Raw genomic sequence first — 23255 nt, 5'->3', positions numbered from 1 at the left:
AAGCTCGCTCCAGTGAGTTAAGCGCGTCGCTTCGACGTCTCGCTCTTCATGAACGCCAACGCATCGCTCGCGAGCTGATCTTCGCTCTCGTACATCCGCCGCCAGATCTTGGTCGCCGCGGCGACCTCGGGCATCGCCAGTCCGAACGCCTCGACGACCAGCCAGCCGTCGTAGCCGCTCGCAGCGATGGCGTCGAAGTTCTCGGCCCAGCGGATATTTCCCTGACCAGGAGTGCTGCGGTCGTTTTCCGAGATGTGAATATGGCCCAGGTGAGGCGCCGCGGTGGCGATCGCCTCGCCGATATTCTTTTCTTCGATGTTTGAATGGAACGTGTCGTACATCTGCTTGCAGCGCGGATGGCTCACGTCCTGCACGAACCGGGCCGCATCCTTCATGCAATTCATCATATAGCACTCGAACCGGTTGACCGCCTCGACGGTCAGCGTCACGCCCGTCTTCGCTGCGTGCTCGGCCACCTCACGCATTGTCTCCACGCCCCACTTCCATTCATCCTTGCTGGGCCCGGCGCCGCTAAAGCTGCCAAGCGCCGAGTGGTACGGCCCGCACAGGGTCACGGCGCCGAGCGCTTCGCAGCAATCGACCGCCAGCTTGTTGCCCGCGACGCCCTTCGCGCGGATGGCCGCATCGGGGCTGATCGGGTTGTCGGCGTCGGTCCGCACCGTCACCGCGGTGCGCTCCAGCCCGGCGTCGTCCAGCCGCTTGCCCCATTTACCGTAGAAGGCTTCGTCGAGTTCGAACATCGGGATCTCGACGCCGTCGTACCCCATCGCCTTGAGCCGATCGAGCACCGGCAAGATCGAATCATCGAGGTGAGCGGTCCAGAGCAGCAGGTTCATGCCGAACTTCATCGGGGATCTCCACGCGGCGACGAAAAAGAGGAAAAGTCAAACCTTGCGAACGGGGCATGAGGGGCCTGCTCGCGACCCATAACTTAATAGGCCAAGACAATAAAAGCCACCGGCTCCGCCGGAGGAGGAATCACAAACTGGCAAGCGTTGTACAGCGGCGCGCCGACATAGCCAGCGACTCCTAGCGGCGCACGCCTGCGACGTCGAGCAGCAGCGAATTCGACATCGAATTGCCGAACTCGTCATGCCCGTCGAATTGCCACACGACCTTTTTGGTCTTCGGCTCAACCTCGACCAGCGTCGGATTTTCGGGCCCCGCATGGCAGTTGCCGATGACGTAGTTCCCATTGGGCAACACTTCAAGCGTCGTCACCCAGGCCAGCGTGATGCCGGGTAAATCGTTTTGCTCCAGCGTCCAGACAATCTCCTTCGCCGGGGTCACTTCAATCACGCGATGGCCATTGCCGGTGGAGATCAGCGTGTTGCCGTTCTCCAGACGCACGGCGGCGAAGCACTTGTTGCCGAATGCCTCCGGACCGTGCCCCTCCGCGGCAGGCGTGCCGAACATCGGGATTTCGTATTCCCACACGACGTCGCACGCACCGTCGTACTCGCGAACCGTGCCGTCTCCCTCGTGGCAGACGAGATAGTGGCCATCGTCGAGTTTGCGTACCAGCCGCGTGTCGGTGTGCGGGTGGGGATGCGCGACTTTCAGCGGGATGGTCTTCTGGATCTTGCCGTCGCGGTTGATCTCGATGATGCGCCCCGGCCCCGACTCGGCGATCATCAAGCCGCCGTCAGGCAGCGGTTGAAACGAGTGAACCTCGACGGGCCTGCCCTCGTTACCGCCCTGCTTCCCTGAATCATACGACCACACGACCTGACCGTTCTCCGGCTCAATCTCGACGATTTCGGCGGCGCCGCGCTGCACCATGAAATGGCCGTTAGGGAGGCGATGAATGTCGTGAATGCCGCCCCAGGGCATCTCGCGTTCGACGGAGCCGTCGGCCCCGACGATCGCGAGCCGATTTTCACCTTGTGTGGCGAACCTACGCCCCGCGGCTTGGCCGACAACGGCCCACGCAGTTAGCACGCCGAAAGCGATCGTCCAAGAGAGCCGCATGACTTTTGTCTCGCTGTGGAATCGAGGCGGTGCGAATGAAGATCGGTTGCAGCGGGCAAGGACGCGACTACTCGTCGTCGTCGTCGCCGCCCCCAATTCGGTCTTTCCCAACCCATTTCCGCAGCACTTCGGGGATAACGATCGAACCGTCAGGCTGCTGGCAGTTCTCCAGGATCGCGATCAGCGCCCGGCTCACGGCCACGGCGGTGCCGTTGAGCGTGTGGACGAAGTTCGTCCCCTTCTCGCCCTTTACCTTGTAGCGAATGTCAAGCCTGCGCGACTGGTAGTCGGTGCAGTTCGACGCGCTGGTGACTTCGCCATACTCGCCGCCGTCTCCGCGGCCCGGCATCCAGGCTTCGAGGTCGAACTTGCGATAGGCCGGCCCGCCAAGATCACCCGACGCGATGTCAAGCACACGGTAGGGAATCCCGAGGCCGTCGAAGATCTCGCACTCGAGCTCGCAGAAGTAATTGTGCATGTCCTCGCTCTGCTCAGGGAGCGTGAACGCGAACATTTCAACCTTCGTGAACTGGTGGACGCGATAGAGCCCGCGCGAAGCTCGGCCCGCGGCGCCCGCCTCGGTGCGAAAGCAGTGGCTGATGCCGCACAGTTTGATTGGCAAATCGTCCGCGTCGATCGTAATGCCGGCGTACAGACCGCCCAGCGTGATCTCCGAAGTAGCGACCAGGTTCAGGTCGAAATTCTCGACCGTGTAAATCTGCGTCTCGGGTCCGCGCGGAATGTAGCCGACGCCCGCCAGAATCTCGCCGCGGGCGAGGTCGGGCGTAATCGTCGGCGTGAATCCCTCCTTCACCAGCAGTTCCACCGCATACTGCTGCAGCGCCATTTCTAACAGCGCCGCTTCATTCCGCAAAAAGTAGAACCCGTGGCCGGCGATCCGCGCCGCGCCGGCAAAGTCGATGAGGTCATGTTGCTCGCCGAGTTGCACATGATCGAGCACCGGAAAGCGCAGCGGCGTCACCTGCGTCGCGCCCTTGCGCAGCTCGCGGCTGGCATCCTCGCCGCCCCGAGGCGACTCCGGGTGGGTCATGTTCGGCAGACTGCGATAAATCGCTCCCGCCTCGGCGTCGATCCGCTCGTGATCGGCTTGCTTCGCTTCCTTCAACTCGCGGAGCTTGCGTCCCTCTTCCTTGCGGGCCTCGCGCTCTGCGTCGTCCTTGGCCTGGCCGATCGACTTGCTGACGACGTTCGCTTGACGCGAGAGCTCTTCGATTTCCTGTTGCAAGGTTCGGCATTGGGTCTCTAACTGCACGAATCGCGCGACGTCGGCTTTCATGCCGCGCGCAGCGCAGTTCTGCTGAACCAACTCGGCGTTTTCAAGAATAAAGCGCTTATCAAGCATTGGGGTCGATGCTTTCTGGGCGTGTCGATGGACTGAAAAATGCTTAACCACGCAGGCGTTAAGGCATGAAGGAAGCACCAAGGAATGATAGAAAGCTACACAGGTTCACAACCTACAATCAGTCATGAAATGAGCGTCTTTCTCCCTCCACCCTCTTCTTCGTGCTTTGCTTAGTGTCGTTGTGCCTTGGTGGTTAACTGAATTGAGTTTGATCACTTCTTGATCGCCGCCAACTCCTGCCACAGCGCTGCGCTGGCACGAATGCCGCGGTGAAAGTCGTCGAGCGAAAATTTTTCGTTGGGGCTGTGGGGGTTGTCGTCGTTCTGCCCCCAGCCCAACAGCAGCACGTCGGCATGGAGGACGGATGCGAATGTATTGACGATGGGAATCGAGCCCCCTTCGCGGATGAACACGGGACGCCGATCGAATCCCTTCTCTACGGCGACGGCCGCCGCCTGCAGGTAGGGGCTCTCCAGCGGCATCACGACGCCCGGCGCGCCGTGGTGTTCGACCAACTTCATGCAAATGCCTGGAGGGAGCAGTTCCTGCAGGCGTTTTTTCAGCCCCTCGGCAATCTTGTGTGGATCCTGATTCGGCACGAGGCGACAGCTCAATTTTGCCGTCGCCTTGGCCGGCAACACCGTCTTGGCGCCGGCGCCCTGATAACCGCTGGTGAGGCCGTTAACGTCGAGCGTCGGCCGGGCCCAGCGCCGCTCGAGGGTGCTAAACCCCTTCTCCCCGGCGAGATGCTCGACGCCCAGCTGCGACTTGAACGCCTCTTCGTCGAACGGCAGGGCCGCGAACTCCGTCCGTTCGCGCTCGGTGAGATCGACCACGTCGTCGTAAAAGCCCGGAATCGTGACCCGCCCGTCGGCGTCGACGAGCGCGCCAAGCATTTTCGCCAGCGCGTTGGCCGGGTTCGCCACGCCGCCGCCAAAAACGCCCGAATGAAGATCTTGCTTCGGCCCGAGCAGCTTGAGCTCGAAATACGCAATTCCCCGCAGACCGTAGGTGATTGCCGGGACGCCCGGGGCGAACTGGCTGGTATCGCTGATCACGACGCAGTCGCACGCCAGTTGCTGGGCGTTTTCCTTGAGAAATGCGCCGAGGTGCTCGCTGCCGACCTCTTCTTCCCCCTCGATGAGCAGCTTGACTTGCAGCGGCAGCTGGCCGGCCGTCGCCAACCACGACTCGATGCTCTTCACATGAGTGAGCATCTGACCTTTGTCGTCGGTGGCCCCACGGGCGAAGACCTTGCCGTCGCGGATCTCTGGTTCGAACGGCGGCGACGTCCATTCGTCGAGCGGATCGGGCGGCTGGACGTCGTAGTGCCCGTAAACGAGCGCCACGGGCGCGCCGGGCACGGGGGGCGACTCGGCGTAGACGATCGGGTGCCCGCCAGTCTCGATTAGATGAACCGTGAGGCCGAGCTTCGCCAGGTGGTCGCGCAGCCACTCCGCCGCCCGCCGAACGTCTCCCTTGAACGCTGGATCGGCGCTGACGCTCGGGATGCGCAGCAATGCCAGCAAGTCGCCCTCGAACTGCCGGCGACGGTCGTCGATATGCTGAAGCGTCTGGTCGAGCACGGCAGTCTAAGGGCTAAGCTTGGTGCGATTGTCCGGCCCGTTTGGCCGCAGGGAACGCAATCAATATAATGGGCGCACTCCCCCTGCACCACGCCCATCCCGGCCCATTCCCCCGGGCGCAACGACGCGAGCTCAGCCATGTTCCCCGAACCGGATGACGAGACCGTCGTCGTCGTGGCGCCGAAGAGACAGACGACGCCAAATCGCCAGTCGCGTCGCCAACCGCGCTACAACGTCTTGCTATGGGATAGCGACGGCCATACGTTCGACTACGTCGAAAAGATGCTGCGCGAGCTTTTCGGTCATGAAAAGCAGCAGTGCCAGGAAATCGCCAAGTCGGTAGACGCCGACGGCAAGGCCGTCGTGCTGACCACGACTCTCGAGCACGCCGAGCTGAAGCGCGACCAGATCCACGCCTACGGCAAAGACAATCTTGAGGGGAGCAAAGGTTCGATGTGGAGCACCATCGAGCCGGTGGAATGACGATGAAGTTGAAAACGGTGACGCTCGGTTGCAAGGTCAACCAATATGAAACGGAGTTCGTCCGCGAAGGACTGCTGGGCATTGGCTACGAAGACGCCGTAGACCGAGAATCGGCCGACCTCTGCATCGTCAACACCTGCACCGTCACGAGCGAAGGCGACTCGAAAAGCCGCCAAGTCATCCGCCGACTCGCGCGCGAAAATCCCGCGTCCAAGATCGTCGTGATGGGGTGTTACGCCACTCGTGCGCCGGACGAAGTCGCCGCGCTCCCCAACGTTTCGGAAGTCGTCACCGACAAGCGCGAGCTGCCCGACCTGCTGGGCCGGTTCGGCGTCGTCGACGTTCCCACCGGCATTAGCGGGTTCGCGCGTCGCCACCGCGCCTACGTCAAAGTGCAGGACGGCTGCATGCTTCGCTGCAGCTTCTGCATTATCCCCTACGTGCGGCCCAACCTGGCCAGCCGACCCGCCGCGCACATTGCGGACGAGGTTCGTCGTCTGGTGGACGCGGGCCATCGCGAGGTGGTCCTCACGGGCATCCACCTTGGGCACTACGGCGTCGATTGGAATCGCAGCCTGCCGAAAGAATCTTGGACGCGACTTTCGCATCTGGTCCGCGACCTGGCGGAACTCCCCGGCGACTTCCGCATGCGACTCTCGAGCATCGAGGCGACCGAGGTTACCCGCGAATTGATCGACGTGATGGCCGAACAGCCCGACAAGGTCGCCCCGCACCTGCACATCTCAATGCAATCGGGCAGCGACGGGGTTCTCCGCCGCATGCGTCGTCGCTGGGGAGCCCAGCGCTTCGTCGATCGCTGCGGCCTGCTGAAGGAGCGCCTCGATCGCCCGGCCATCACGACCGACGTCATCGTCGGCTTCCCGGGAGAAACCGACGCCGAGTTCGCCGAGACCGTCGACGTTTGCCGTCACGCCGGCTTCTCGAAGATTCACATGTTTCCCTTCAGCCCGCGCCGCGGCACGCCGGCCGCCGAGATGACTGAGCAGGTCTCGAAGCAAACGAAGCATGATCGCGGCGTCGAACTTGCCCGCGTTGAGGCCGAGCTACGAGCCGAGTACTACGCCTCGCTCGCAGGGATGCCGCTGCGCGTCTTATTCGAGTCGCCCTTAGAGCAATCGGAATCCAACCAGCGAGCCGAGGGGTTCATCCCCTCGGCCCCCCAACACATCGGCACGTCCTGCCGCTACGCTCCCGTCGCGCTCCCGGCCGACCTCGCCCCCATCGGCGAGTTCGTCGACGTCATCGCCGGCCCCGAGATGGGGGCCTACCTAACGGCCGAGGTCGCTGCCGCGGCCCCCGCGCTCACGCCGTAATCGCCCCCGCCGCCTGGTCGCACAGGTCGCGCGCCTCGCCCAGCGTCGGCGCCTCGGCAATCGCGCGCACAATCGGCTCGGTGTTGCTCGGCCGCACCAGCAGCCACGCCCCATTGGGCCAATCGAGCCGCAATCCATCGAGCAGGTCGCTCGCGACGCCAGCGAAATGCCGCTGCAGTTTTTCGAGCGCCCTGGGAATCTCAGCGCTCGGCACGGCAATCGTCGTCTTATGGATTGCGTAGGCCGGCAGTTCGTCGGCGAGCCGGCTGACGGGAAGCTCTCGCGCCGCCATCGCATCGAGCACGAGCGCCATCCCGACAAAACTATCGCGTACCAGCCCCACGCGCGGATCGATGACGCCGCCGTTCCCCTCGGCGCCCAGCAGGGCCTTCGTCTCGAGCATCTTGTCGACGACGTTCGCTTCGCCCACCTTCGAGCGAAAGAATGGCACTCCGTACTTACCTGCCAAGTCCTCGCTCATCCGGCTGGTAGAACAATTGGTCACGATCGGCCCGCGCAGCCCGCTGCGGAGGACGTGTTCGACGCAGAGCGCCGGCGTCTTCTCCTCGCCAATGTACCGCCCGTGCTCGTCAATGATCGCCAGGCGGTCCGCGTCGGGATCCTGACCGAATCCGATCGCCGCGCCGCATTCGACGACTTCGCGCAGCACGCCGGCGAGATTCAACTCCGTCGGTTCCGGCGTGTGGGCGAACGCCCCGTCCGGAGTCGCCCCGAGGACGATGGAATCGCAACCGAGATGATGTAGCAACGCCTTGCCCAGGACCGCGCCGGCGCCGCGATTTGCGTCGAGCAACACGCGAAATCGTTGGCTCCGTATGCGTTCGACGTCGCATATCTTCTCGATCAACGCCAAGTGCGCCGACGTCGTGTCGTGCAGCGGTTCAATCGTGCCCATTGCGGCTCCGGCCGCTCGTTGATCCGCGACAGCCGGCATGGCGCGATAGCGATCGAGCACCCGCTGGCCGGCGACGGCGGGAATGACGCGGCCTTCGTTGCTAAAGAGTTTGATCCCGTTGTATTGCGGCGGATTGTGGCTCGCCGAGATTTGCACGCCGCCCGCCGCCTGCAGGTCACGCACCAGCACGCCAACGGTCGGCGTCGACGCCGGCCCTGCGTCAAACACTCGCCGTCCGCCGCCAGTTGCCGCGATCGCGGCGCCAATCACTTCCGCAAACATCGCCCCCGACGCCCGGCCATCCCGTCCAATGACGACCGGCCCGGCCGGCAGTTCTTCCGCGAAGGCCTTCGCGTACCGCCGCGCCACTTCCTCGGTGAGTGACTCCCCCACAATGCCACGCAGGCCGGAAACGCTGATGATTGGTTCAAAGGGCATGTCGGATGTCTTTCCAAAAGAAGTTGCGTCATTCCGAGCTGTCGTTGTCATTCCGAGAGAAGCGAGGAATCTGGCCGGACTCTGCGGAGTCCCTCAGAGAGTGACAGGGTTCCAGTAACGGGGTTCTAGCTACTCCCCCCACTCCAACTCGCCGCCGTTATAATAGATCAATGGCCGACAAGAAACCGACCTCCCGACGCGACTTCCTCCGTGGCCATGGCATCGCCAGGACGTTGCTGGACGCCGCGCGCAACGTCGCCGGCACGGCGGGATCGTCGTTCGACAAGAAAGCACTGGCGGCCTCTCAGGGTAATTCCGCCGAGCTGCGTCACCATTCCTCGGGCGACGTCGCTCATCTCTACACGAGCCGCCGCGCGATGGCCTGCGAGTTCGCCATCGAGTACCACGCCGCCGACGGGGCCGACGCTGCATCAGCGGCTCTGGAAGGACTCGATCTCATCGAGCAACTCGAAAACCAGCTTTCGGTCTATCGGAAGCATACCGAGGTTGCCGAAGTCAATCGCCTGGCCGCTGAGTGCGCGGTGAGAGTCGAGCCGCGGCTCTTTGCCCTCCTGGAACTCTGCGATTGGATTCACGCCAGCACCCATGGCGCGTTTGACATTACCAGCGGCCCCCTCTCGCGAGTATGGGGCTTCCACAAACGCGAAGGCCGGCTTCCTGCGCAAGACGAAATTGATGCAGCGCTCGCTTCCGTCGGCTTCAATCACCTGCAGCTCGAACCGACTCATCAAACCATTCGCTTCGATCGTCCGGGCGTCGAAATCAACTTCAATTCCGTGGGCAAGGGATACGCCCTCGACCGCGTCGCTCAATTGATGTCCGAGCGAGGCGTCGGCGATTATCTCGCGCACGGCGGCCGCAGCAGCGTCCTCACTCGCGGCCGCGACCGCGGCGGAGACACGGCAGGCTGGAGCGTCTCGATTCCGCATCCACATGAGCGCGAGCGTTCGGTCGGCGACGTCGTCCTGCGCGATCAGGCTCTCGGCACGTCTGGCAGCGGCACGCAATTCTTTGAGATCGAAGGACGCCGCTTCGGCCATCTCATCGATCCTCGGACCGGGTCGCCGGCGAGCGGCGTCCACACGGCCACCGCCGTCGCTGCGACGGCCGCGGAGGCCGACGCCCTGGCGACGGCGTTTTACATTCTTGGTCCCGGCGGCACGTCGGAGTACTGCGCCTCGCACCCCGAAGCGGGCGCCCTCCTGGTCTGCCCGCGCGAGGGCGATCCGAGCGGGCAGCTGTTCGACGTTCACGCGTTCAACCTGCACGGCCGCTGGCTGCCTGCGGCGACTTAACGCCTCGGCGCCGGAACCGCGGTTGCCGATCTTCGCTTTAGATTGCCCTGCCGCGCGACCGACCAATGTAGTACCGTGCGCCCTAACCGCGCAGCGCCGGTATACTACCTCACGATCCTCAGCACCCATCACGCTCTCCCGCCCCGAGGCCGCGTGCTTGCGACGCTTCTCCATCCCGGCAGCTACTTGGGCATCTTTCTGCTGATGGTGCTCACCGGGTGCGGTCTGCCGGTTCCCGAGGAAGTCTTCATCATCGGGGCCGGCGTCTTGAGCGCCAACGGCGAGCTACGCCCCGAATTCGCCTTTCCTGCGGCCCTGTTGGGCGCCCTGGTCGGCGACGCCGCGATGTACGGCATCGGCTATCGCTTCGGCCACGGATTGCTCCAGCGGCATCCAAAATTGTCCAAGCTCGTGGGCGCCCATCGCGAAGAAACGTTCGAACGGGCCATCGAGCGTCACGGCCTGAAAGTGCTGCTGCTGGCGCGTTTCATGGTCGGCGTCCGCGGGCCCGTCTATCTCGCTGCTGGCGTCGTGCGGATGCCCTTCCTGCGCTTCCTCCTGTGGGACCTTCTATGCGCCACGCTGGTGGTCGGCGCCTTCTTCTCGCTCGCCTATTTCTTCGGCCAAGAGATTGCCGACATTCTCACCGACGCCGAGATGGGGCTGACGGTGATCGTGCTAGCAGTCGCGGTAGTCGTCGCCTTCGTCGCGCTCCGCCGCCATCGTCGCAAGTTGCTGGAGCAAGTGATCGTCACTGCCGGCGAATCTCCGACGCCCGCGGAAGTCGCCAGCGAATCCAATGACGCGGACGAAGTGCCGAAACGCGAAGCGTCGTGAATTGGAAACGCGCGCTGGATATTGCACTCGGCTTCCAGCCCCGAAGGAGCGCAAGCATGTAGCCAGGGGTATGCCCCTGGTACCGCGCCGAGTCAACTCCCACAGCCCCGCGAGGGGCGACAACGTTTGCAGCGCCGGGAATGGCACGCCCCTTACCGGGGCTTCAAGATCCGAACGCCCTGACAGCTTAATCCCACCACCAAACAATCGCTGGTGCATCGGCGGCCGCCTTGATTGGCGGTTTCTTCGCCGCGGTCAATTTGTCGACGGCTTGCCCCGCGACAGACTGCACTTGCAAACTCTTCCCGCCATCGACCCAGACGCCGCCGCTCACGCCGGCAATGATCTGCCGCCCGCCAATCACCCGGTGATTGATCACCGTTTCGACTGCTTGCGGGGCCGGCGACTTCGGCAAGCGCAACCGCTGCTCGTCGAGCAGCAGATTGGGCTCCCAGCCGACCTTCTCCGCCAGCCCCTCACGTTGGATCACAGCCAGTGCGAGCGCCACTTCAAAGACCCGTTCCAATTCGCCATAGACGGGGTATTTTAGCGCCAACGCATCGAACTGCTGCGTGAACGACTCGGCGAATTTCCGGTTCAAATCTTCCGACTGTCCCGTATGGACCCGCTCGCCGCGGGCGGCCAGCATTTCGTTCTCGCTCAGCACGCAAATGCAGCGCTGCGGGAGAGCGAACGCATCATGCGCGTCGCTGACTTCGACCGTCGACGCCGGCATCGAAAACCACCACCTCAGCACCGCCATCGGCGGCGGCGATCCATCGGCGCCGTTGCGCACGGTCGCCAGATAGCTCTTCACGCCTGGCACCGCTTCAGCGAGGCCCATGCCAATAAGCTTCATATGGTAATCAGCGGCCAGCAGCAGCGACGCGATGCGCGAGCCTTCGTCGATGTTGTAATACTCGACGTCCTGGATCCCGAGCGTGTCGCGCAGTTCCGCTAGCCACTTCCGCCGACCACTGGGCTCCAGGGGCTTGGCCGCCGAAGCCTCCAGAAAGGCTTGCGTCTTCGCGAGCGCCTCCTGCCGCGGCACGATCGAACAGCCAAAGGCCGGCGACTTCTCGCTCCGCTGCCGCCGCCAGAGGGCGAGCAAATCGTCGAGCCGCACCACCGGCCGCCCCGTCTCCAGCGACGTGAGCCCCCCCTGCGGCGAGCCGGCCCAATCGCCAGCAGGGCCCGCCAGCACCAAGTCGCCCGTTTCTGGGTAGGCGAACACGTAGCTCACGCGCTGCAAGCCGGCGAGCGAGAGCATCGCCGGATCGAGCGGGACGTGTCGCTCCTGACAATCGGCGATTGCCGCTTCAAGCTTTGATAGGGAGACGAAGCGCAGCTCGCTCGCATGTCGGGCCCGATGAAGTTCGTCCACACCGTCAGTTTTCGACGCCGACGCTTGCGGCGTAGCGGCTGACGCCGCGAACGTCGCAGCGGTTTTGGTCGCTACTTCGCTGGAACGCAGCCCGCGGTTGCGCGCGGCGGCCAAACCCGCATGTTTCGACGCCGGCTCGCGAAACCTTAGCGCACCCGCTGCGTCGACGTACACGCCGTTCGGAAACGGCTGAATGTCTCCCTCGCCGGTCCCATTCTCCAACCACGTCTCGTTCTCCACGGTCGACGTGATCAAATCGATCAGCGAATCGAAGTCGGCCAGCGCCGCTCCGCCGCCGTTGTTCGAGTTGCCGACGCCGACGTTGTTGCCCGCCGGCAGCCCCAGCGGACCATTCGCCACGGCCGCATTGGGAGGTTGCGCGCGGCCGATGTTCGCTCCGGGCAACTGAGCCGCGGGTGGCCCCGGTTGCTGGGAGTACCCAGCCGTCGGGTGGACAAGCAGCGTCAAAGACGCCGCGAACAACGCCAGCGTCCGCTGCAACCGGTGGAATGTCGCCATGAGAAGCCTCGCTCGTCAACTGTTCCAAGATCCCGAGCCCGTTCCGAACGCTGATTCTCATGCTTCCGTCGCGCGGCGGCAAGCAGCCCAACAATTTCCGCCAAGTTTGGCGAACGAACCATCGCCGGTAGAATAGTTGCAACCGTCCGGTAACGCCGGCGTACTCCCGATGACCCGCCCCGGCGCAGTCGTCTTCACCTGTCGCGTCTGGCGCTGTTCCCCTCTACCCAAACCTTCAGCCAACGTATGCTTTTCCCCACGGTCTTGCGCATCGCGCTCTGTTTTCTGGCGATGGGCGCCGCCGCGCTCCACGCCATCGAGTTCACCGAAGACTCGCTAAAAGCGGTGCAAAAAGCGGTGGACGAGAAACAGGCGGCCCTCGTCGACGTCCGCTCGCAGAAGGAGTGGGACAAAGGTCACGTCGCCGGCGCGATCTTTCTGCCCGTCACGTCGCTCACCGACGATCTTGACGAACGAAAACTCGGCAAGGCGCTGCCGAAGAAAGGGATCTATTACATTCACTGTGCCGTCGGCATTCGCGCCACCCGCGCCGGCGAGTACCTCGAAAAGCGCGGCTACCAAGTAAAGGTCCTGAAGCCGGGCTACCAGCAGCTGATTGAAGCAGGGTTCAAACCAGCAACTGAGAAAGATGAGAAAAAGAAGTAGATTCCCGCCACACCTCCGCACCCGCAACTGACCACGGACAACGGACCACGGACTCGCCAAAAAAAAACGGCCCCCTGCTTCGGTCGCAGGGGGCCGTTTCACTTTCTCGCAGACTCATCGCACCGCGCTGGCGACGCCTGATGATGGCGTCAGCTCAGCTCAGTTCAGTTGCAGCCGCAGCTGGGGGCAGCCATTTCGCAGCCGCACGAAGCTTCGCAACCGCAGCTGGCTTCGCAGCAGGTCGGGGCGCAGCAGTGCTTGGCAGCCCAACGAGCCTTGATGCGGGCGAAGATGCAGTGCTTCTTGCAGGGCGAGCAGCACGAGTCGCAGCACGAGGCTTCGCAACCGCAGCTCGGCTCGCAGCCGCACGAGGGCTCGGCGGCGCAACCGCAGCTCGGCTCAACGGCGCAGCCGCAGCTCGGCTCGCAGCACGAGTCGCAGCACGACGGAGCGCAGCAGTGCTTCGCGGCCAGGCGGGCCTTCAAGCGGGAGAAGATGCAGCACTTCGCCGGCGCACAACACGGGTCGCAACACGCAGGGGCGCAGCACGTCGGCTCACAGCCGCAGCTAGGCTCGGCCGCGCAGCCGCAACCGCCCATGCCCCAGGCATGAGCGTTGGACGCGAAAGCCAACGCCATAGCGACGCCCAGCGTCGACAACAGGTAACGTTTCATCGGGAGGCTCCTGAAAAACTGGTGGGGAGAACAATGGTTGCGCCGGGGCTCGCTTCAAGCGTCTCGCCCGCGCCCCTGGTTAGGTGGGATGGCGCCGATGCGATAAAAACGACTTGAAGGCCCGCTCACGCAACGAACACTCACGTGAGTTACTGCTGGTATCGTCGGTGCTAGCGGCAGCCCTTCACCCGTTTCGCTAAATCACTTAAGCGAAAAACCCAACGTAGTCCGGATTTTCTACCGGCAACGGACGGATGCGTCCTGACGTTGCCTCCGGTCGGGACGGTTGCACGGCCCCCCCGAGTCGGGGGCCTTAGAACAAGCTCGACGAACTAGGCGACCGTCGCCGCTCCGCCGCTCCACCGCAGCGGCGTCCCAGGGGCATTCGCCCCGCGTTTGATCATCCCAATCGCGTGCGGCTTCGCAACCCGCGGCGACCAGCAGGAACTCGTCACCTGCCCAACCGGCTGTTCGCCCTGAAGCAGTTCGCTCCCGACGCCTGGCACGACGTCCCCCTCAAACCGGACCGCTCTCAGCTGTTTATTCACATGACCAAGCGCATCGATGCGGGCTACCGTCTCTTGCCCCAGATAACATCCCTTCCGAAAACTGATCGCCAGTGCATCGCGCGAGACCTCCTGCGGCAGATTCGCATCGTCGAAGTCGACGCCCCACAGCGGCCAGTTCGATTCGACGCGCACAATATTCCACAGCGACTCGCCGCCGAGCGTCGCTCCCGCCCCCGTCAGCTTCGCTGCGATCCCCGCGACAGCGTTCGCGGTACATCCCAGCAAGTACCCGCCCATCCACGGCAGGTCGCAGCGCACCGCCTCAACCGCAACGCCAGCAACATCGAACGCGCGATGAGCCCACGCCGCGGCCAACTCTCCGACGCCGTCGCCGACAATCTGCTCCAAAACCGCGCCACTTCGCTCGCCCAGCACCAGCATCCACGCTCTCTCGCTCGACTCGTCGCTCAGCGTCACATCCTCCCGCACAATGTAGCGATCGAGCTGCGTGATCAGCCGCTGGGCGGTCCCCGGAACCATCACGATCTTTATCGAGTCCGCTCCCGCAAGCATGAACCCATGCGCAACGATCTTCCCCTTCACGTCGGTGAAAAACGCCTCGCAGCCCTCCCCGGCAGCAAGCCGTTTCACGTCGTTCGTGCACATGTTGTGGAGAAATGCGGCGCCCTCCTTTCCCGCAGCCCGCACCGTCGCCCAGTCGCGCAGTTGCACCACTGCGGCCCCGGCGGTCGCCTCTTCGTATTCAAGTTGCAGTAGATTGTCGTCCATCATCACCGAAGCCTTGCCCAAGAAATCTGTCGGAGGGGTCTCCGACCCCGAAGCAACATTGCATGACCGCAGCGGCTCGTGCTCGCGAGCGGAATCGGCGTGGGAGACGTCTCCCACAGGCGTCTAGTCAAAGTGCCACTCTTCTCGCACCATCGGCCGCGGCACGAGTCGCTGCGCCTCTTCGATGATAATGCAGTGCTCCCGCCCGGCCGACAGCCGCGCCAGTTCGGCGTCACTCTCAATCGCCGTCATCCCGAGCGACTCCACCAGCTCGCTCGGCAACTTGCTGCGCAAGTAGACCGGACCCTCTTCCAGCGCCTTCGCCAGCACGAGCGCCGGATGCGCTTCGTTCGCTTCATCGCGCGCCAGTTCTCGCTGCACCTCGCCAAAGTCGACCGCCTCGCGCAACCGCAAGAGCGGCCCCGTTGGCTTCGCGTCGAGTTCGCTGCAGACCGCAATCGCCCCGCCCGGCGCCACCACCAAACTCGCCGCCGCCACGGCCCGCGCCAAATTATCCCACGTCTGCTCGCGCTCGTCCCCCGCTACGGCGGCGATCACCAAGTCCCCCGGCTCGGCGGCAGTCCGTTCCCAAATCTCCCGCGTCAGTTCGTTTCCCGTACGCGACACCTCGTCGGGGTCTCCTGCCAACACCGCCGCCACGCCCCCATTTCCTCCCGGCACGACGCTCACCGTCATCTGCACGCCGAGCAGCCATCCCGCCTCGTCCGCCTCGGCGCGTAGTCGCTTCTGCACCTTCGCCGATTCGTTCCCAGATTCCAGCCGCACCCGCGCGGCCGTGTCGCGATTCGAAAACCGCGGGAACAATCCCGCGAACTTGCTCTCCTCCCGTTGTCCCCCTGCGGGTAACCGCTGCGCCGACACTGGCAGCACGAGATCCGCCTCGGCGAGCGTCCGATTCAGTCTCAGCGGCTCCTTCGCCGAATTGACGCCCACCATCGCAATCCCCTGCTCGTCATCCGGGTCGTGAACCTCGAACTTCACGCCGTCGGCGTCCAGTGCCGCGAGCTCGTTCTCCAAGTCCTCGCGGGCCTCGATCTTCTGTTGCGAGACGATTGTGATCATCGCCGGCGCGACGCCCGCTTCGAGCAAGGCTTCCACGGCTCCGCGCACCACGGCATTGCCGCGCGGCACATCGCCGGCCAGCGCAATGGCCACGACGTCGCCCGGCGCCGTCGCGGCGATGAGCGGCGGAAAGTTCAGCGGCGCGGCGAGCGCGTTGCGCACCCCCGTCGCCGGATCGTCGAGCAACGGATGCTCGTCGCTCTCCGCCGACAGCAGTGTGTAATCCTCCAGCGGCAACTCACATTGCGCCGCCGCCCCAAACCGAAAGGTCGCCATCAATTACCCGAATTAAAACCAACGAATTTATAAACGTCAGACTCTGGCCACTTACTCCGGTGACTAACCAAGTCGTTCTAATTGAACCGCCAAGGACGTCATGGACGGCAAGGGGAAATACTTTCTCGGGGTAAATCTCCCCGCATTTCCTTGGCGACCTTGGCGTCCTTGGCGGTTAATCTTTGAACTCTGCAGTCAAGCTAGCCTACACCCCGCGGGGTTTCTGGCCCCACTGTCATTTGGTAGGTTGCCAAGTGACGGCACGGACGTGCAACTCGCTGCCAATTATCAGTTTATCTCCCCCCGTCGCCCAGTGCTCGGGGCCAAATCAATCGAGACCCCTGCCATGGATGTCCCCGGCGTCTCTCCCCAACCGCTTCGCGACTCGGCGCTCTCCCGCGCGTCGGCATTCGCCTTGGCCATCGCCGTCACGCTGGCCGTCGTCCCCGGCTGCAGCAAGTCCGCGACGAGTGCAGCCGGCGAAGACGCCGCCGAAATTGCCGGCGCCGAGATCACCGACAAGATGTTTGCAGCCTATCGCGACGCCCGCAGCTACACCGACCACGCCACCTACGTCCAATCCTATTCCTACCGCGGCGAAGGGGTCGAGCGCGAGCTTCCCTTCTTCGAGATGTCGCTCGCCTACCAGCAACCCAATTTCATTCGCCTGCGTTTCGACGAGGCCCTTCGCAGCGACGAAGGTACTGCTCGCGGTTTCGATATCGCGGCTAACGGGACGGTGATGCGCGCCTCCGCCGTCGAACTCCCCGGACAAGTCCTCGAAGCCAAGGCCCCGACGACGATCACCGTCGAAAACTTCCTCCCCGATCCCCTCATTCGCGAGGTCTTCAACAACCGCGCCGTCGGCGACGTTTTCCCGCAGTTGGCAATGCTGCTGAGCGACGACGACGAGGCTCCGGTGTTCCCCGAGGACGAAGCTCCGCGACTTCTGGATCAGCAGCTGCTCGGCGACCGCAATTGCTACCGCGTCGCCACCACCAGTCCCAAGGGTAAACGCATTTTCTGGATCGACGCCAGCAGCTATGTCCTCCGTCGCATGGAGCTCCCCATCGAGGGCGACCGCCGTCAGTTCGATCCCGAAAACCAGTACGCGAATCTGGCCGTCTGGATCGACTTCAAGGACCCGACGTTCAATGCCAAGATCGATGAAGAGACGTTCGCCAAGGAACTCGGTGAAGGCGAGCAACTCGTCCGCCGGCTCATCCCCGCCCCGCCAGCGGCGCCGTCGGAACGGCTCGGCGAGACCCTTGTCGAGTTCAAGTTTGAGACGCCCGACGGCGCATCGGTCACCAATGAAAGTCTGCAAGGCAAAACGGTCCTCCTCGACTTTTGGCAAGTCGACTGCGCACCGTGCAAGGCCCACACGCCGGAGCTCGAAAAGGTCTACCAGCAACTCAAGGACAACGACAAGTTCGCCTTCTACGCCGTCAGTCTCGACGGCAAGAACCGCGTCTCTAATGATGTTGCAGCGCGCACGCTGAAAAACTGGGGCGGCACGTTCCCGCTCCTCCGCGACCCCGACGTCACGGCCGAGAAGCTGCAAGTCGCTGGTACCCCCACGCTCATGCTGCTCGGTCCCGATGGTCGGCTCCAGTATTTCCATATCCGCCAGCACCGCGATCCCCAGCAACTCGCGAGCATGATCCAAAAAGTCCTCGACGGCGCCGACCTTGCCGCCGAGGCCCGAGCCGAGCACCAGCTCCTCCTGAAGAAGTACGAAAGCGATCTAGCGGCCGCCGCCGAAAGCGGCGACCTCCTGCAAATCAACGTCGCCCGTCCTGAATTCGGCGTGCGCGCGCTCCCGGAGAAGGTCGTCGTGAGCGAACTTTGGCAAGCAGCGCCCGAAGAGATCAAAGCCCCGGGGAGCTTTCTCATCTCTCCCGCAGACGGCGACGATTCGACGGCGCCGCCCAGCATCCTCGCGCTCGACGGCGGCCAGGCAATCGTCGAGTTCGACCTCGCCGGCAAGCTCGTCGCCCGCCACGAAATTCCTGGCAACGCCGCCGTCGCCAACGGCTTCCTCCGCAGCGCGAAGAACATCAACGGCGAGCGCCTCATCGCCGTCGGGGGCGTCGGCTGGCAAAAGCTCCATGTTTTCGATCACCAGTGGAAGCCGATCCTCGCCTTCCCGCAGGACAAGAATCCCGGGATCGCCGACGTCCAGCTCGCAGCGCTTACGCCCGAGGCGGAGCCGATGCTCTACGTCGGCTACTGGGGCGGCGTCGGCGTTCAGGGCGTCGGCCTCGACGGCAAACGTCGCTGGGCGATCCGCTCGTTCGACCAGGTGGTGCAATTGACGGTTGCGCCTGCGGACCTCTCCCATGCTGCCGACGCCGAGCCAACCGCAGCCGCTGCCTCGTCGACCACTCCCAGAAACCTCTGGGGCACAAGCGACCGCGGCACGATCTTCGTCCTCGGCCCCAACGGCAAACCTCAACCCGAAATCGTCGTCGGCCTCCGCGAAATCATGCACCTCGCCATCCGCCCCGAGCCGCTCGAGGGGGCGGCCCGCTGCGCCGGTCTCGCCGTCGAAGCCGTCGGCCATTACGACGTCGTCGGTTTCGACCCCGACGGCGAGGTCCGTTGGCAATACGAGCTCCCCGCCGGGGAGTACGCCCACCAGGTCGAACGCATCCAATCGGTCGACCTCCCCGGCCACGGCCCCGCCTGGATGGTCGCCGCCCCCGACGGTTCGATCATCTGGCTCGGCCCCGACGGCCAGCTCATCGACCAATTCCGCTACGCCAAGCCCCTCACCGGCCTCGCCCTGACAAACATGCCAGACGCTGCAATACTGTTGGTCTCCACGCCCGACTCGCTAACTGCCTGGAAACTCGGGGAAGGAACCGCCAAGGACGGCAAGAGCGCCAAGGAAGAGCAACAACAGTAGGGTTGCCTACCAATGACCGAACCAGATCCGGCCGTCGATGCCTTGGCAAAAGCGGCGATCGGCGCAGCGATTGAGGTTCACTCGCTACTTGGCGCAGGGTTTTTGGAATCAGTGTACGAGCAGGCGTTGGCCGTTGAACTCGGCCTACGCGGCACTCCGTTCCAACGCCAGCATCCGATCGCTCTCACTTATATAAAGGTGAGTTGGTCGGCGAAGCGAGATCAGATTTTCTGATCGGCGGAAAGTTAATCCTCGAGTTAAAAGCCGTTGACGCCATTCATCCGATCCACTACGCGCAAGTTCTCAACTATCTGAAAGCAATCGGCCTGCAATTGGGCTTACTGATGAATTTCAACGTCGAACAAATGAAGGACGGCATTAAACGCATCGTACTGACGCGTTGACCTGCTTACTTGGCACTCTTGGCGTCCTTGGCGGTTAAGTCTCCTGAAACTAAAACTAGGCCTCCCACCCAAAAACAACTCCCCCTTGGCGCTCTTGGCGTCCTTGGCGGTTCAAGACTGAATTTCTAGGAACCACTACCAATGCCCACCACCACTGAAAAAGTCCAATCCCTCATCACCGCGCTTCTCGCCGGCCGCGAGGCGAACCCCTCGCTTGAACTAGTCGACTACCTCGACGCCATCCCGCGCTTGGAGTCGCTCGCCGACGTGCCGAGCGGTACGCCGGTCCTTGTACGCGGCGACGTCGACGCCAAGCCTGGCGCCACGATCGGCGAGGGGGACATTCGCCTCCGTTCAATGGTCGATACGTTGAAGTACGGCATCGAACGCGGCTGGAAGCAAATCATCTTCGGCCACATCGGCCGTGAACCCGAAAAATCACTTTCAAAAGTCGCTTCGCGGCTTAGCGAAATCTTAGGGCAGCCCGTCGAACTCATCACCGACTGGTTCGACGCGACGACCGGCACAATCCCCGACGCCGTCAAAGCAAAAATCGACGCCGCCAAGTCCGGTAGCGTCCTGATGCTCGAGAACACTCGCCGCTACGACGTTGAGCGCGTCCTCTGGAAGGCGAAGCCCGCCGACGCCGCGAAGCTGGCCGAGCCGCTGGCGAAGTTCGCCAACGAACTCGCCGCCAAAGTCGCCAAGGCCTATGTCAACGAAGCACTCTCCGCCGGCAGCCTCGACGCCAGTTCGACGATCGTCCCCGCCGCGATGGACCGCGTCGCTCTCGGCGAATACGTCGCCGGCGAATTCGACGGCCCGATGCGCAAGTGCCTGCAGACGCAGCTGGTGATCTTCAGCGGACTAAAGATCGACAAGCTCGACGACCTCGAAGCGATGATCGGCCGCGGCACGATCCGCAAGGTCTTCGCCGCCGGTTCGCTGGCAATGGCCCTGCGCAAGGCGATCGGCGAAATCGACGGCAAGGAAGTTTGCATCGGCGCCGCCGAAGAAGCCTCGCACGCCGACAAGCCCTACTACATCCCCCGCGAGCGCGTCGAACAGGCTAAGAAGATGGTCACCGACGGCCGTGCCAAGGGAATCGAGTTCATCGTTCCCATCGACTCGATCATCGAAGACGGCACGGCGGTCGACGCCCTCAAGCCGGGCATGCAGCAGTTCGACATCGGCCCGAAGAGCAGCAAACTATTCGAAGAAAAGATCGGCGAGTTCGTCGCCTCGGCCCCCAAGGGCGCCGTCGCCTTCCACAACGGCGTCTTCGGTATGTTTGAAGACCCGCGGTTTGAAGCCGGCACGAAGAGCTTCATCCCGCAACTCAAGCGAATGAAGGACGCCGGCGTCGAAGTCTACATCGGCGGCGGCGAGGGGGGCGCCTCGCTCGAACGCTACGGCAAGCCCGACTGGGTCACCCACACTTTCACCGCCGGCGGCACCGTGCTGAACGCCCTCGGCCGCGAACCGGTGCCCTACCTGGTCGCCCTGCGCGAAGCGGCAAAAAAGTAGCCTCGCGTAAACGACCCGCCGAACGCGGCAAGCAACGATGCGATTAACACAGGGTTCCGACGCACTGTCGTCGGGACCCTGTTTTCGTTGGCGCCCCCCTTGCCGCGAGTTTCGCGCGCCGCCAATCCACAGGCGTCGTGAACTGAACGCGCCCTCAAATTCCTCTGCGCCTCGGCGAGATAAATATTCTTCCAACTTCCCTATAGAAATTGGGCCCAGTACCGCCGCAGCCAGCCCTTCGACATGCGCGTGGAAGAAGCAGGTTTGGAACGACCCCTTAGATGGAGGACCGAAGTAATGCCGGCCGACGACTCACCGGACGTGCGGGGAGTCAGCCAGCTCGATTCGGCCGCGCGAGTTCAGCCACGCCTCCAAGCGGCTCATGGCGCCGCCGCCTGCCGGAACTTCGCCGACGAGCCGATACGCGCCCGCCGCAATGGCTTCGTCCAGTTCCAGCAAGCGATGCTCCAAGTCAGCCAGCACCGTTCGCTCCTGAACTTCAGTCATCGATTGGCTGACGAGGCGCGTTTCGTCGTGGGTCCGCTCGCGGCGCATCGCCGCGAGTCGGCCGTCATCGGCCTTCAACAACAAGTCCGCGACAAACGCCCGCCGCAGCTGACCGCGGCCATTGAAGTGGAAAACGAGATCCTGGCCAAAGTACAGGCTCAGCGACTCGCCGCGAAAGCCGGCAAAAAGTTCCCGCGGGCCAGGGGGCGACGTGATTTCCAGTTGCATGCGCGGCGACAGCCCCCGCGCATCGCGCAGCAAATCCTCGCGGTCGTGGGCATTGCGGGTCAAGGAAGCCTCCGTGCTAGCACGTCGAGTCAGGGCTCAAGCTATCCGCAGCACCAAGGCGACAGGACTCGCGCCGCCCAGACGCGTCGTCGGCTAAACGGTGGAGCAAACGCGACCCCAGGCCTGAAAAGGGGTGCCTCAAATGGCGCCGGGACGACCATGCACGTCCTCGACCCGCTGCTGCCGCTGGCGATAGCGTCGGCTGGCCCGTTTGAGCACCGCCTGCTCCTCGTCGCTAAGCTGATCGAAGCCGACCTCGTGCATGCGGGCGAGAATGTCGTCGACGCGAGCATCTTCGCGATCTTCCCGTTCGCGCCGCTTCCGATCGAGAACGTCTTGCTGTTTCTGGTGGAGATGCTCAACAAGCACGGCGGTACGATCATCGTCAATCCAGTCGGCGCTGATCCACTGCTCGTCGTCGGACTCCCACTGATCGATGTCGAGACCGACGTCATACTGGCGCTGGCGAGCCGCGCGATTGCCGCCGTACAGCAGCAACACCGACACGACCGCGAGCGGGAACCACTTGGGGACGATTCCGGGGACGAAGTCTTGGTGCTGAAACGTGATCGCCAAAATCGCCGCCACCGCGGCAGCGCCGTAGGCGATGTGAGCCGAGGCCGCCGAGGCGGAAGCTCGCCCCACCAGCGGCCACAGCACGCTGCGGAGGATCTCGGCCCCGTCGCAAGGCTGCACGGGCAGCAGGTTGACCAGCAGCAGCCAAGTGTTGATCCACACCGTCAGCTGAGCGATGAGCAGCCCCAGCGAGTCATGGTCTTGGAACACGGGCTGAAACGGCGAGAAGAGATGGAGCAGATTGTCCTTCCCAGCGGCCGCAAGGCAGCACGCCGCAGTGACGACGATCGCCAGATAGGTAAGCGGGCCGGCAATGCCCGTGACCAAATGGGCCGGTGGATCCGAAGGCAGGTGAGGCTGAGACCAGCCTCCCGTCGGACCGAGGACGATCAGATTGGTTCGCCCGCCAACGCGACGCGCCACCAACGCTCGTACCGCCTCGTGGATCAGGACGCTGGCAAAAAGTATCGCCAGGGCAATAAGGGCGTTGCGCACCGTCAACGGATCCGCGCCGGACACGTCTCCCGCGACGCTGCTAGAGACTTGCGCAAGCCAAATCACGGCGAGCGCGAGCAGCGGAAAGTGGGCGTGTAGACGAAGTTCGACGCCGCGCCAACGGCCGAGACTAAAGCTCCAACTACCAGCGGCGCTGCGATTCATCTTGCCTGTTGCCTCCTCCGACGCGTCGACCGGCGACGCGGTTCGACAGCGGCGGCCCGATCAGGCTATCCTAGCAATCCGGCGGCGGCGTGGCAAACAATGTTGGCGCATTGCGGTGTCTTCCGCGGCAATCGGGATTGGCGGACACCTGCGGCGAATTCGGGCGCGGCTGGGGTCGATTTTATCCATCCTTCCTGGCCTGCGGAGACGAAATACG

The 23255-nt window shown here is 63.6% G+C and carries 20 protein-coding genes; 10 read left to right on the top strand and 10 right to left on the bottom strand.

Annotated elements, in window-relative coordinates; all coding sequences use genetic code 11:
• Nucleotides 1-17: 17 nt before the first annotated feature.
• The 4 genes from I41_RS06915 to I41_RS06900 form a co-directional block, all read right to left on the bottom strand.
• Nucleotides 18-869 (bottom strand): sugar phosphate isomerase/epimerase family protein, encoded by an 852-nt coding sequence (locus I41_RS06915; RefSeq protein ID WP_145431852.1) that lies wholly within the window; start codon nucleotides 867-869, stop codon nucleotides 18-20.
• A gap of 181 nt (nucleotides 870-1050) precedes the next feature.
• Nucleotides 1051-1992 (bottom strand): outer membrane protein assembly factor BamB family protein, encoded by a 942-nt coding sequence (locus I41_RS06910; protein ID WP_145431851.1) that lies wholly within the window; start codon nucleotides 1990-1992, stop codon nucleotides 1051-1053.
• A gap of 67 nt (nucleotides 1993-2059) precedes the next feature.
• Nucleotides 2060-3355: a serine--tRNA ligase gene (gene serS, locus I41_RS06905; protein WP_145431850.1), complete on the bottom strand. Its 1296-nt coding sequence runs from the start codon at nucleotides 3353-3355 to the stop codon at nucleotides 2060-2062.
• A gap of 212 nt (nucleotides 3356-3567) precedes the next feature.
• Nucleotides 3568-4941, bottom strand: coding sequence for a dipeptidase (locus tag I41_RS06900; RefSeq protein WP_145431849.1), 1374 nt, complete (start codon nucleotides 4939-4941; stop codon nucleotides 3568-3570).
• A gap of 138 nt (nucleotides 4942-5079) precedes the next feature.
• On the opposite strand from I41_RS06900, the gene I41_RS06895 reads away from it, so the two are divergent.
• Nucleotides 5080-5424 carry an ATP-dependent Clp protease adaptor ClpS gene (locus I41_RS06895; RefSeq protein WP_145431848.1) on the top strand — a complete coding sequence of 115 codons (345 nt, stop codon included), beginning with the start codon at nucleotides 5080-5082 and terminating at the stop codon, nucleotides 5422-5424.
• Nucleotides 5425-5426: 2 nt separating this feature from the next.
• Entirely contained in the window at nucleotides 5427-6758 is a 1332-nt protein-coding gene (gene mtaB / locus I41_RS06890; RefSeq protein WP_246133826.1) for a tRNA (N(6)-L-threonylcarbamoyladenosine(37)-C(2))-methylthiotransferase MtaB, read from the top strand.
• On the opposite strand, the gene I41_RS06885 is transcribed toward mtaB, so the two are convergent.
• A complete protein-coding gene (locus tag I41_RS06885; RefSeq protein WP_145431846.1) occupies nucleotides 6748-8112 on the bottom strand; it encodes a phosphohexomutase domain-containing protein in 1365 nt (454 codons plus the stop codon). The genes mtaB and I41_RS06885 overlap by 11 nt on opposite strands.
• A gap of 170 nt (nucleotides 8113-8282) precedes the next feature.
• Between I41_RS06885 and I41_RS06880 the strand changes: the two genes are divergently transcribed.
• On the top strand, nucleotides 8283-9428 hold the full coding sequence (locus I41_RS06880; RefSeq protein WP_145431845.1) for an FAD:protein FMN transferase: 1146 nt from the start codon (nucleotides 8283-8285) through the stop codon (nucleotides 9426-9428).
• 153 nt (nucleotides 9429-9581) lie between these two features.
• Nucleotides 9582-10265: a DedA family protein gene (locus tag I41_RS06875; RefSeq protein ID WP_145431844.1), complete on the top strand. Its 684-nt coding sequence runs from the start codon at nucleotides 9582-9584 to the stop codon at nucleotides 10263-10265.
• 187 nt (nucleotides 10266-10452) lie between these two features.
• On the opposite strand, the gene I41_RS06870 is transcribed toward I41_RS06875, so the two are convergent.
• Entirely contained in the window at nucleotides 10453-12168 is a 1716-nt protein-coding gene (locus tag I41_RS06870) for a DUF1598 domain-containing protein (protein WP_145431843.1), read from the bottom strand.
• A 246-nt stretch (nucleotides 12169-12414) separates the two neighbouring features.
• On the opposite strand from I41_RS06870, the gene I41_RS06865 reads away from it, so the two are divergent.
• Nucleotides 12415-12834, top strand: a complete 420-nt coding sequence (locus I41_RS06865) for a rhodanese-like domain-containing protein (protein ID WP_145431842.1) — start codon at nucleotides 12415-12417, stop codon at nucleotides 12832-12834.
• 258 nt (nucleotides 12835-13092) lie between these two features.
• A complete protein-coding gene (locus I41_RS27125) occupies nucleotides 13093-13446 on the top strand; it encodes a hypothetical protein (RefSeq protein ID WP_168206746.1) in 354 nt (117 codons plus the stop codon).
• Nucleotides 13447-13840: 394 nt separating this feature from the next.
• Here the strand turns inward: I41_RS27125 and ygfZ are convergent, their stop codons facing one another.
• Both ygfZ and I41_RS06850 read right to left on the bottom strand, forming a co-directional pair.
• Nucleotides 13841-14806 (bottom strand): CAF17-like 4Fe-4S cluster assembly/insertion protein YgfZ, encoded by a 966-nt coding sequence (gene ygfZ / locus I41_RS06855; RefSeq protein WP_168206745.1) that lies wholly within the window; start codon nucleotides 14804-14806, stop codon nucleotides 13841-13843.
• 123 nt (nucleotides 14807-14929) lie between these two features.
• Nucleotides 14930-16165, bottom strand: a complete 1236-nt coding sequence (locus I41_RS06850; RefSeq protein WP_145431839.1) for a lactate racemase domain-containing protein — start codon at nucleotides 16163-16165, stop codon at nucleotides 14930-14932.
• Between the two features lie 346 nt (nucleotides 16166-16511).
• On the opposite strand from I41_RS06850, the gene I41_RS06845 reads away from it, so the two are divergent.
• The 4 genes from I41_RS06845 (at nucleotide 16512) to pgk (ending at nucleotide 21007) form a co-directional block, all read left to right on the top strand.
• Entirely contained in the window at nucleotides 16512-19076 is a 2565-nt protein-coding gene (locus I41_RS06845) for a thioredoxin-like domain-containing protein (RefSeq protein WP_168206744.1), read from the top strand.
• A gap of 12 nt (nucleotides 19077-19088) precedes the next feature.
• On the top strand, nucleotides 19089-19310 hold the full coding sequence (locus I41_RS27970; protein WP_246133825.1) for a GxxExxY protein: 222 nt from the start codon (nucleotides 19089-19091) through the stop codon (nucleotides 19308-19310).
• Complete coding sequence (locus I41_RS27965; RefSeq protein ID WP_246133824.1) at nucleotides 19280-19480, top strand: GxxExxY protein; 201 nt, start codon at nucleotides 19280-19282, stop codon at nucleotides 19478-19480. The genes I41_RS27970 and I41_RS27965 overlap by 31 nt, the downstream gene beginning before the upstream one ends.
• 141 nt (nucleotides 19481-19621) lie before the next feature.
• Nucleotides 19622-21007 carry a phosphoglycerate kinase gene (gene pgk, locus I41_RS06835; protein ID WP_145431837.1) on the top strand — a complete coding sequence of 462 codons (1386 nt, stop codon included), beginning with the start codon at nucleotides 19622-19624 and terminating at the stop codon, nucleotides 21005-21007.
• Nucleotides 21008-21319: 312 nt separating this feature from the next.
• On the opposite strand, the gene I41_RS06830 is transcribed toward pgk, so the two are convergent.
• Both I41_RS06830 and I41_RS06825 read right to left on the bottom strand, forming a co-directional pair.
• The gene (locus tag I41_RS06830; protein WP_145431836.1) at nucleotides 21320-21805 is read right to left on the bottom strand and encodes a hypothetical protein; all 486 of its coding nucleotides are present in this window, start codon (nucleotides 21803-21805) and stop codon (nucleotides 21320-21322) included.
• A 135-nt stretch (nucleotides 21806-21940) separates the two neighbouring features.
• Nucleotides 21941-23038, bottom strand: a complete 1098-nt coding sequence (locus I41_RS06825; protein ID WP_145431835.1) for a site-2 protease family protein — start codon at nucleotides 23036-23038, stop codon at nucleotides 21941-21943.
• Between the last annotated feature and the right edge of the window lie 217 nt (nucleotides 23039-23255).

It is taken from the genome of Lacipirellula limnantheis (assembly GCF_007746075.1).
In the GTDB taxonomy this organism is placed as follows: domain Bacteria; phylum Planctomycetota; class Planctomycetia; order Pirellulales; family Lacipirellulaceae; genus Lacipirellula; species Lacipirellula limnantheis.
This window is presented reverse-complemented; position numbering and strand designations above follow the sequence as displayed.

What these genes read in the sequence shown, in the direction of transcription:
- I41_RS06865 (WP_145431842.1), top strand. Translation starts at nt 12,415, where the DNA reads ATGCTTTTCCCCACGGTCTTGCGCATCGCGCTCTGTTTTCTGGCGATG.
- I41_RS06885 (WP_145431846.1), bottom strand. Translation starts at nt 8,112, where the DNA reads ATGCCCTTTGAACCAATCATCAGCGTTTCCGGCCTGCGTGGCATTGTG.
- I41_RS06870 (WP_145431843.1), bottom strand. Translation starts at nt 12,168, where the DNA reads ATGGCGACATTCCACCGGTTGCAGCGGACGCTGGCGTTGTTCGCGGCG.
- ygfZ (WP_168206745.1), bottom strand. Translation starts at nt 14,806, where the DNA reads ATGGACGACAATCTACTGCAACTTGAATACGAAGAGGCGACCGCCGGG.
- I41_RS27970 (WP_246133825.1), top strand. Translation starts at nt 19,089, where the DNA reads ATGACCGAACCAGATCCGGCCGTCGATGCCTTGGCAAAAGCGGCGATC.
- I41_RS06910 (WP_145431851.1), bottom strand. Translation starts at nt 1,992, where the DNA reads ATGCGGCTCTCTTGGACGATCGCTTTCGGCGTGCTAACTGCGTGGGCC.
- I41_RS06915 (WP_145431852.1), bottom strand. Translation starts at nt 869, where the DNA reads ATGAAGTTCGGCATGAACCTGCTGCTCTGGACCGCTCACCTCGATGAT.
- I41_RS06825 (WP_145431835.1), bottom strand. Translation starts at nt 23,038, where the DNA reads ATGAATCGCAGCGCCGCTGGTAGTTGGAGCTTTAGTCTCGGCCGTTGG.
- mtaB (WP_246133826.1), top strand. Translation starts at nt 5,427, where the DNA reads ATGAAGTTGAAAACGGTGACGCTCGGTTGCAAGGTCAACCAATATGAA.
- I41_RS06850 (WP_145431839.1), bottom strand. Translation starts at nt 16,165, where the DNA reads ATGGCGACCTTTCGGTTTGGGGCGGCGGCGCAATGTGAGTTGCCGCTG.
- serS (WP_145431850.1), bottom strand. Translation starts at nt 3,355, where the DNA reads ATGCTTGATAAGCGCTTTATTCTTGAAAACGCCGAGTTGGTTCAGCAG.
- pgk (WP_145431837.1), top strand. Translation starts at nt 19,622, where the DNA reads ATGCCCACCACCACTGAAAAAGTCCAATCCCTCATCACCGCGCTTCTC.
- I41_RS06880 (WP_145431845.1), top strand. Translation starts at nt 8,283, where the DNA reads ATGGCCGACAAGAAACCGACCTCCCGACGCGACTTCCTCCGTGGCCAT.
- I41_RS06845 (WP_168206744.1), top strand. Translation starts at nt 16,512, where the DNA reads ATGGATGTCCCCGGCGTCTCTCCCCAACCGCTTCGCGACTCGGCGCTC.
- I41_RS06895 (WP_145431848.1), top strand. Translation starts at nt 5,080, where the DNA reads ATGTTCCCCGAACCGGATGACGAGACCGTCGTCGTCGTGGCGCCGAAG.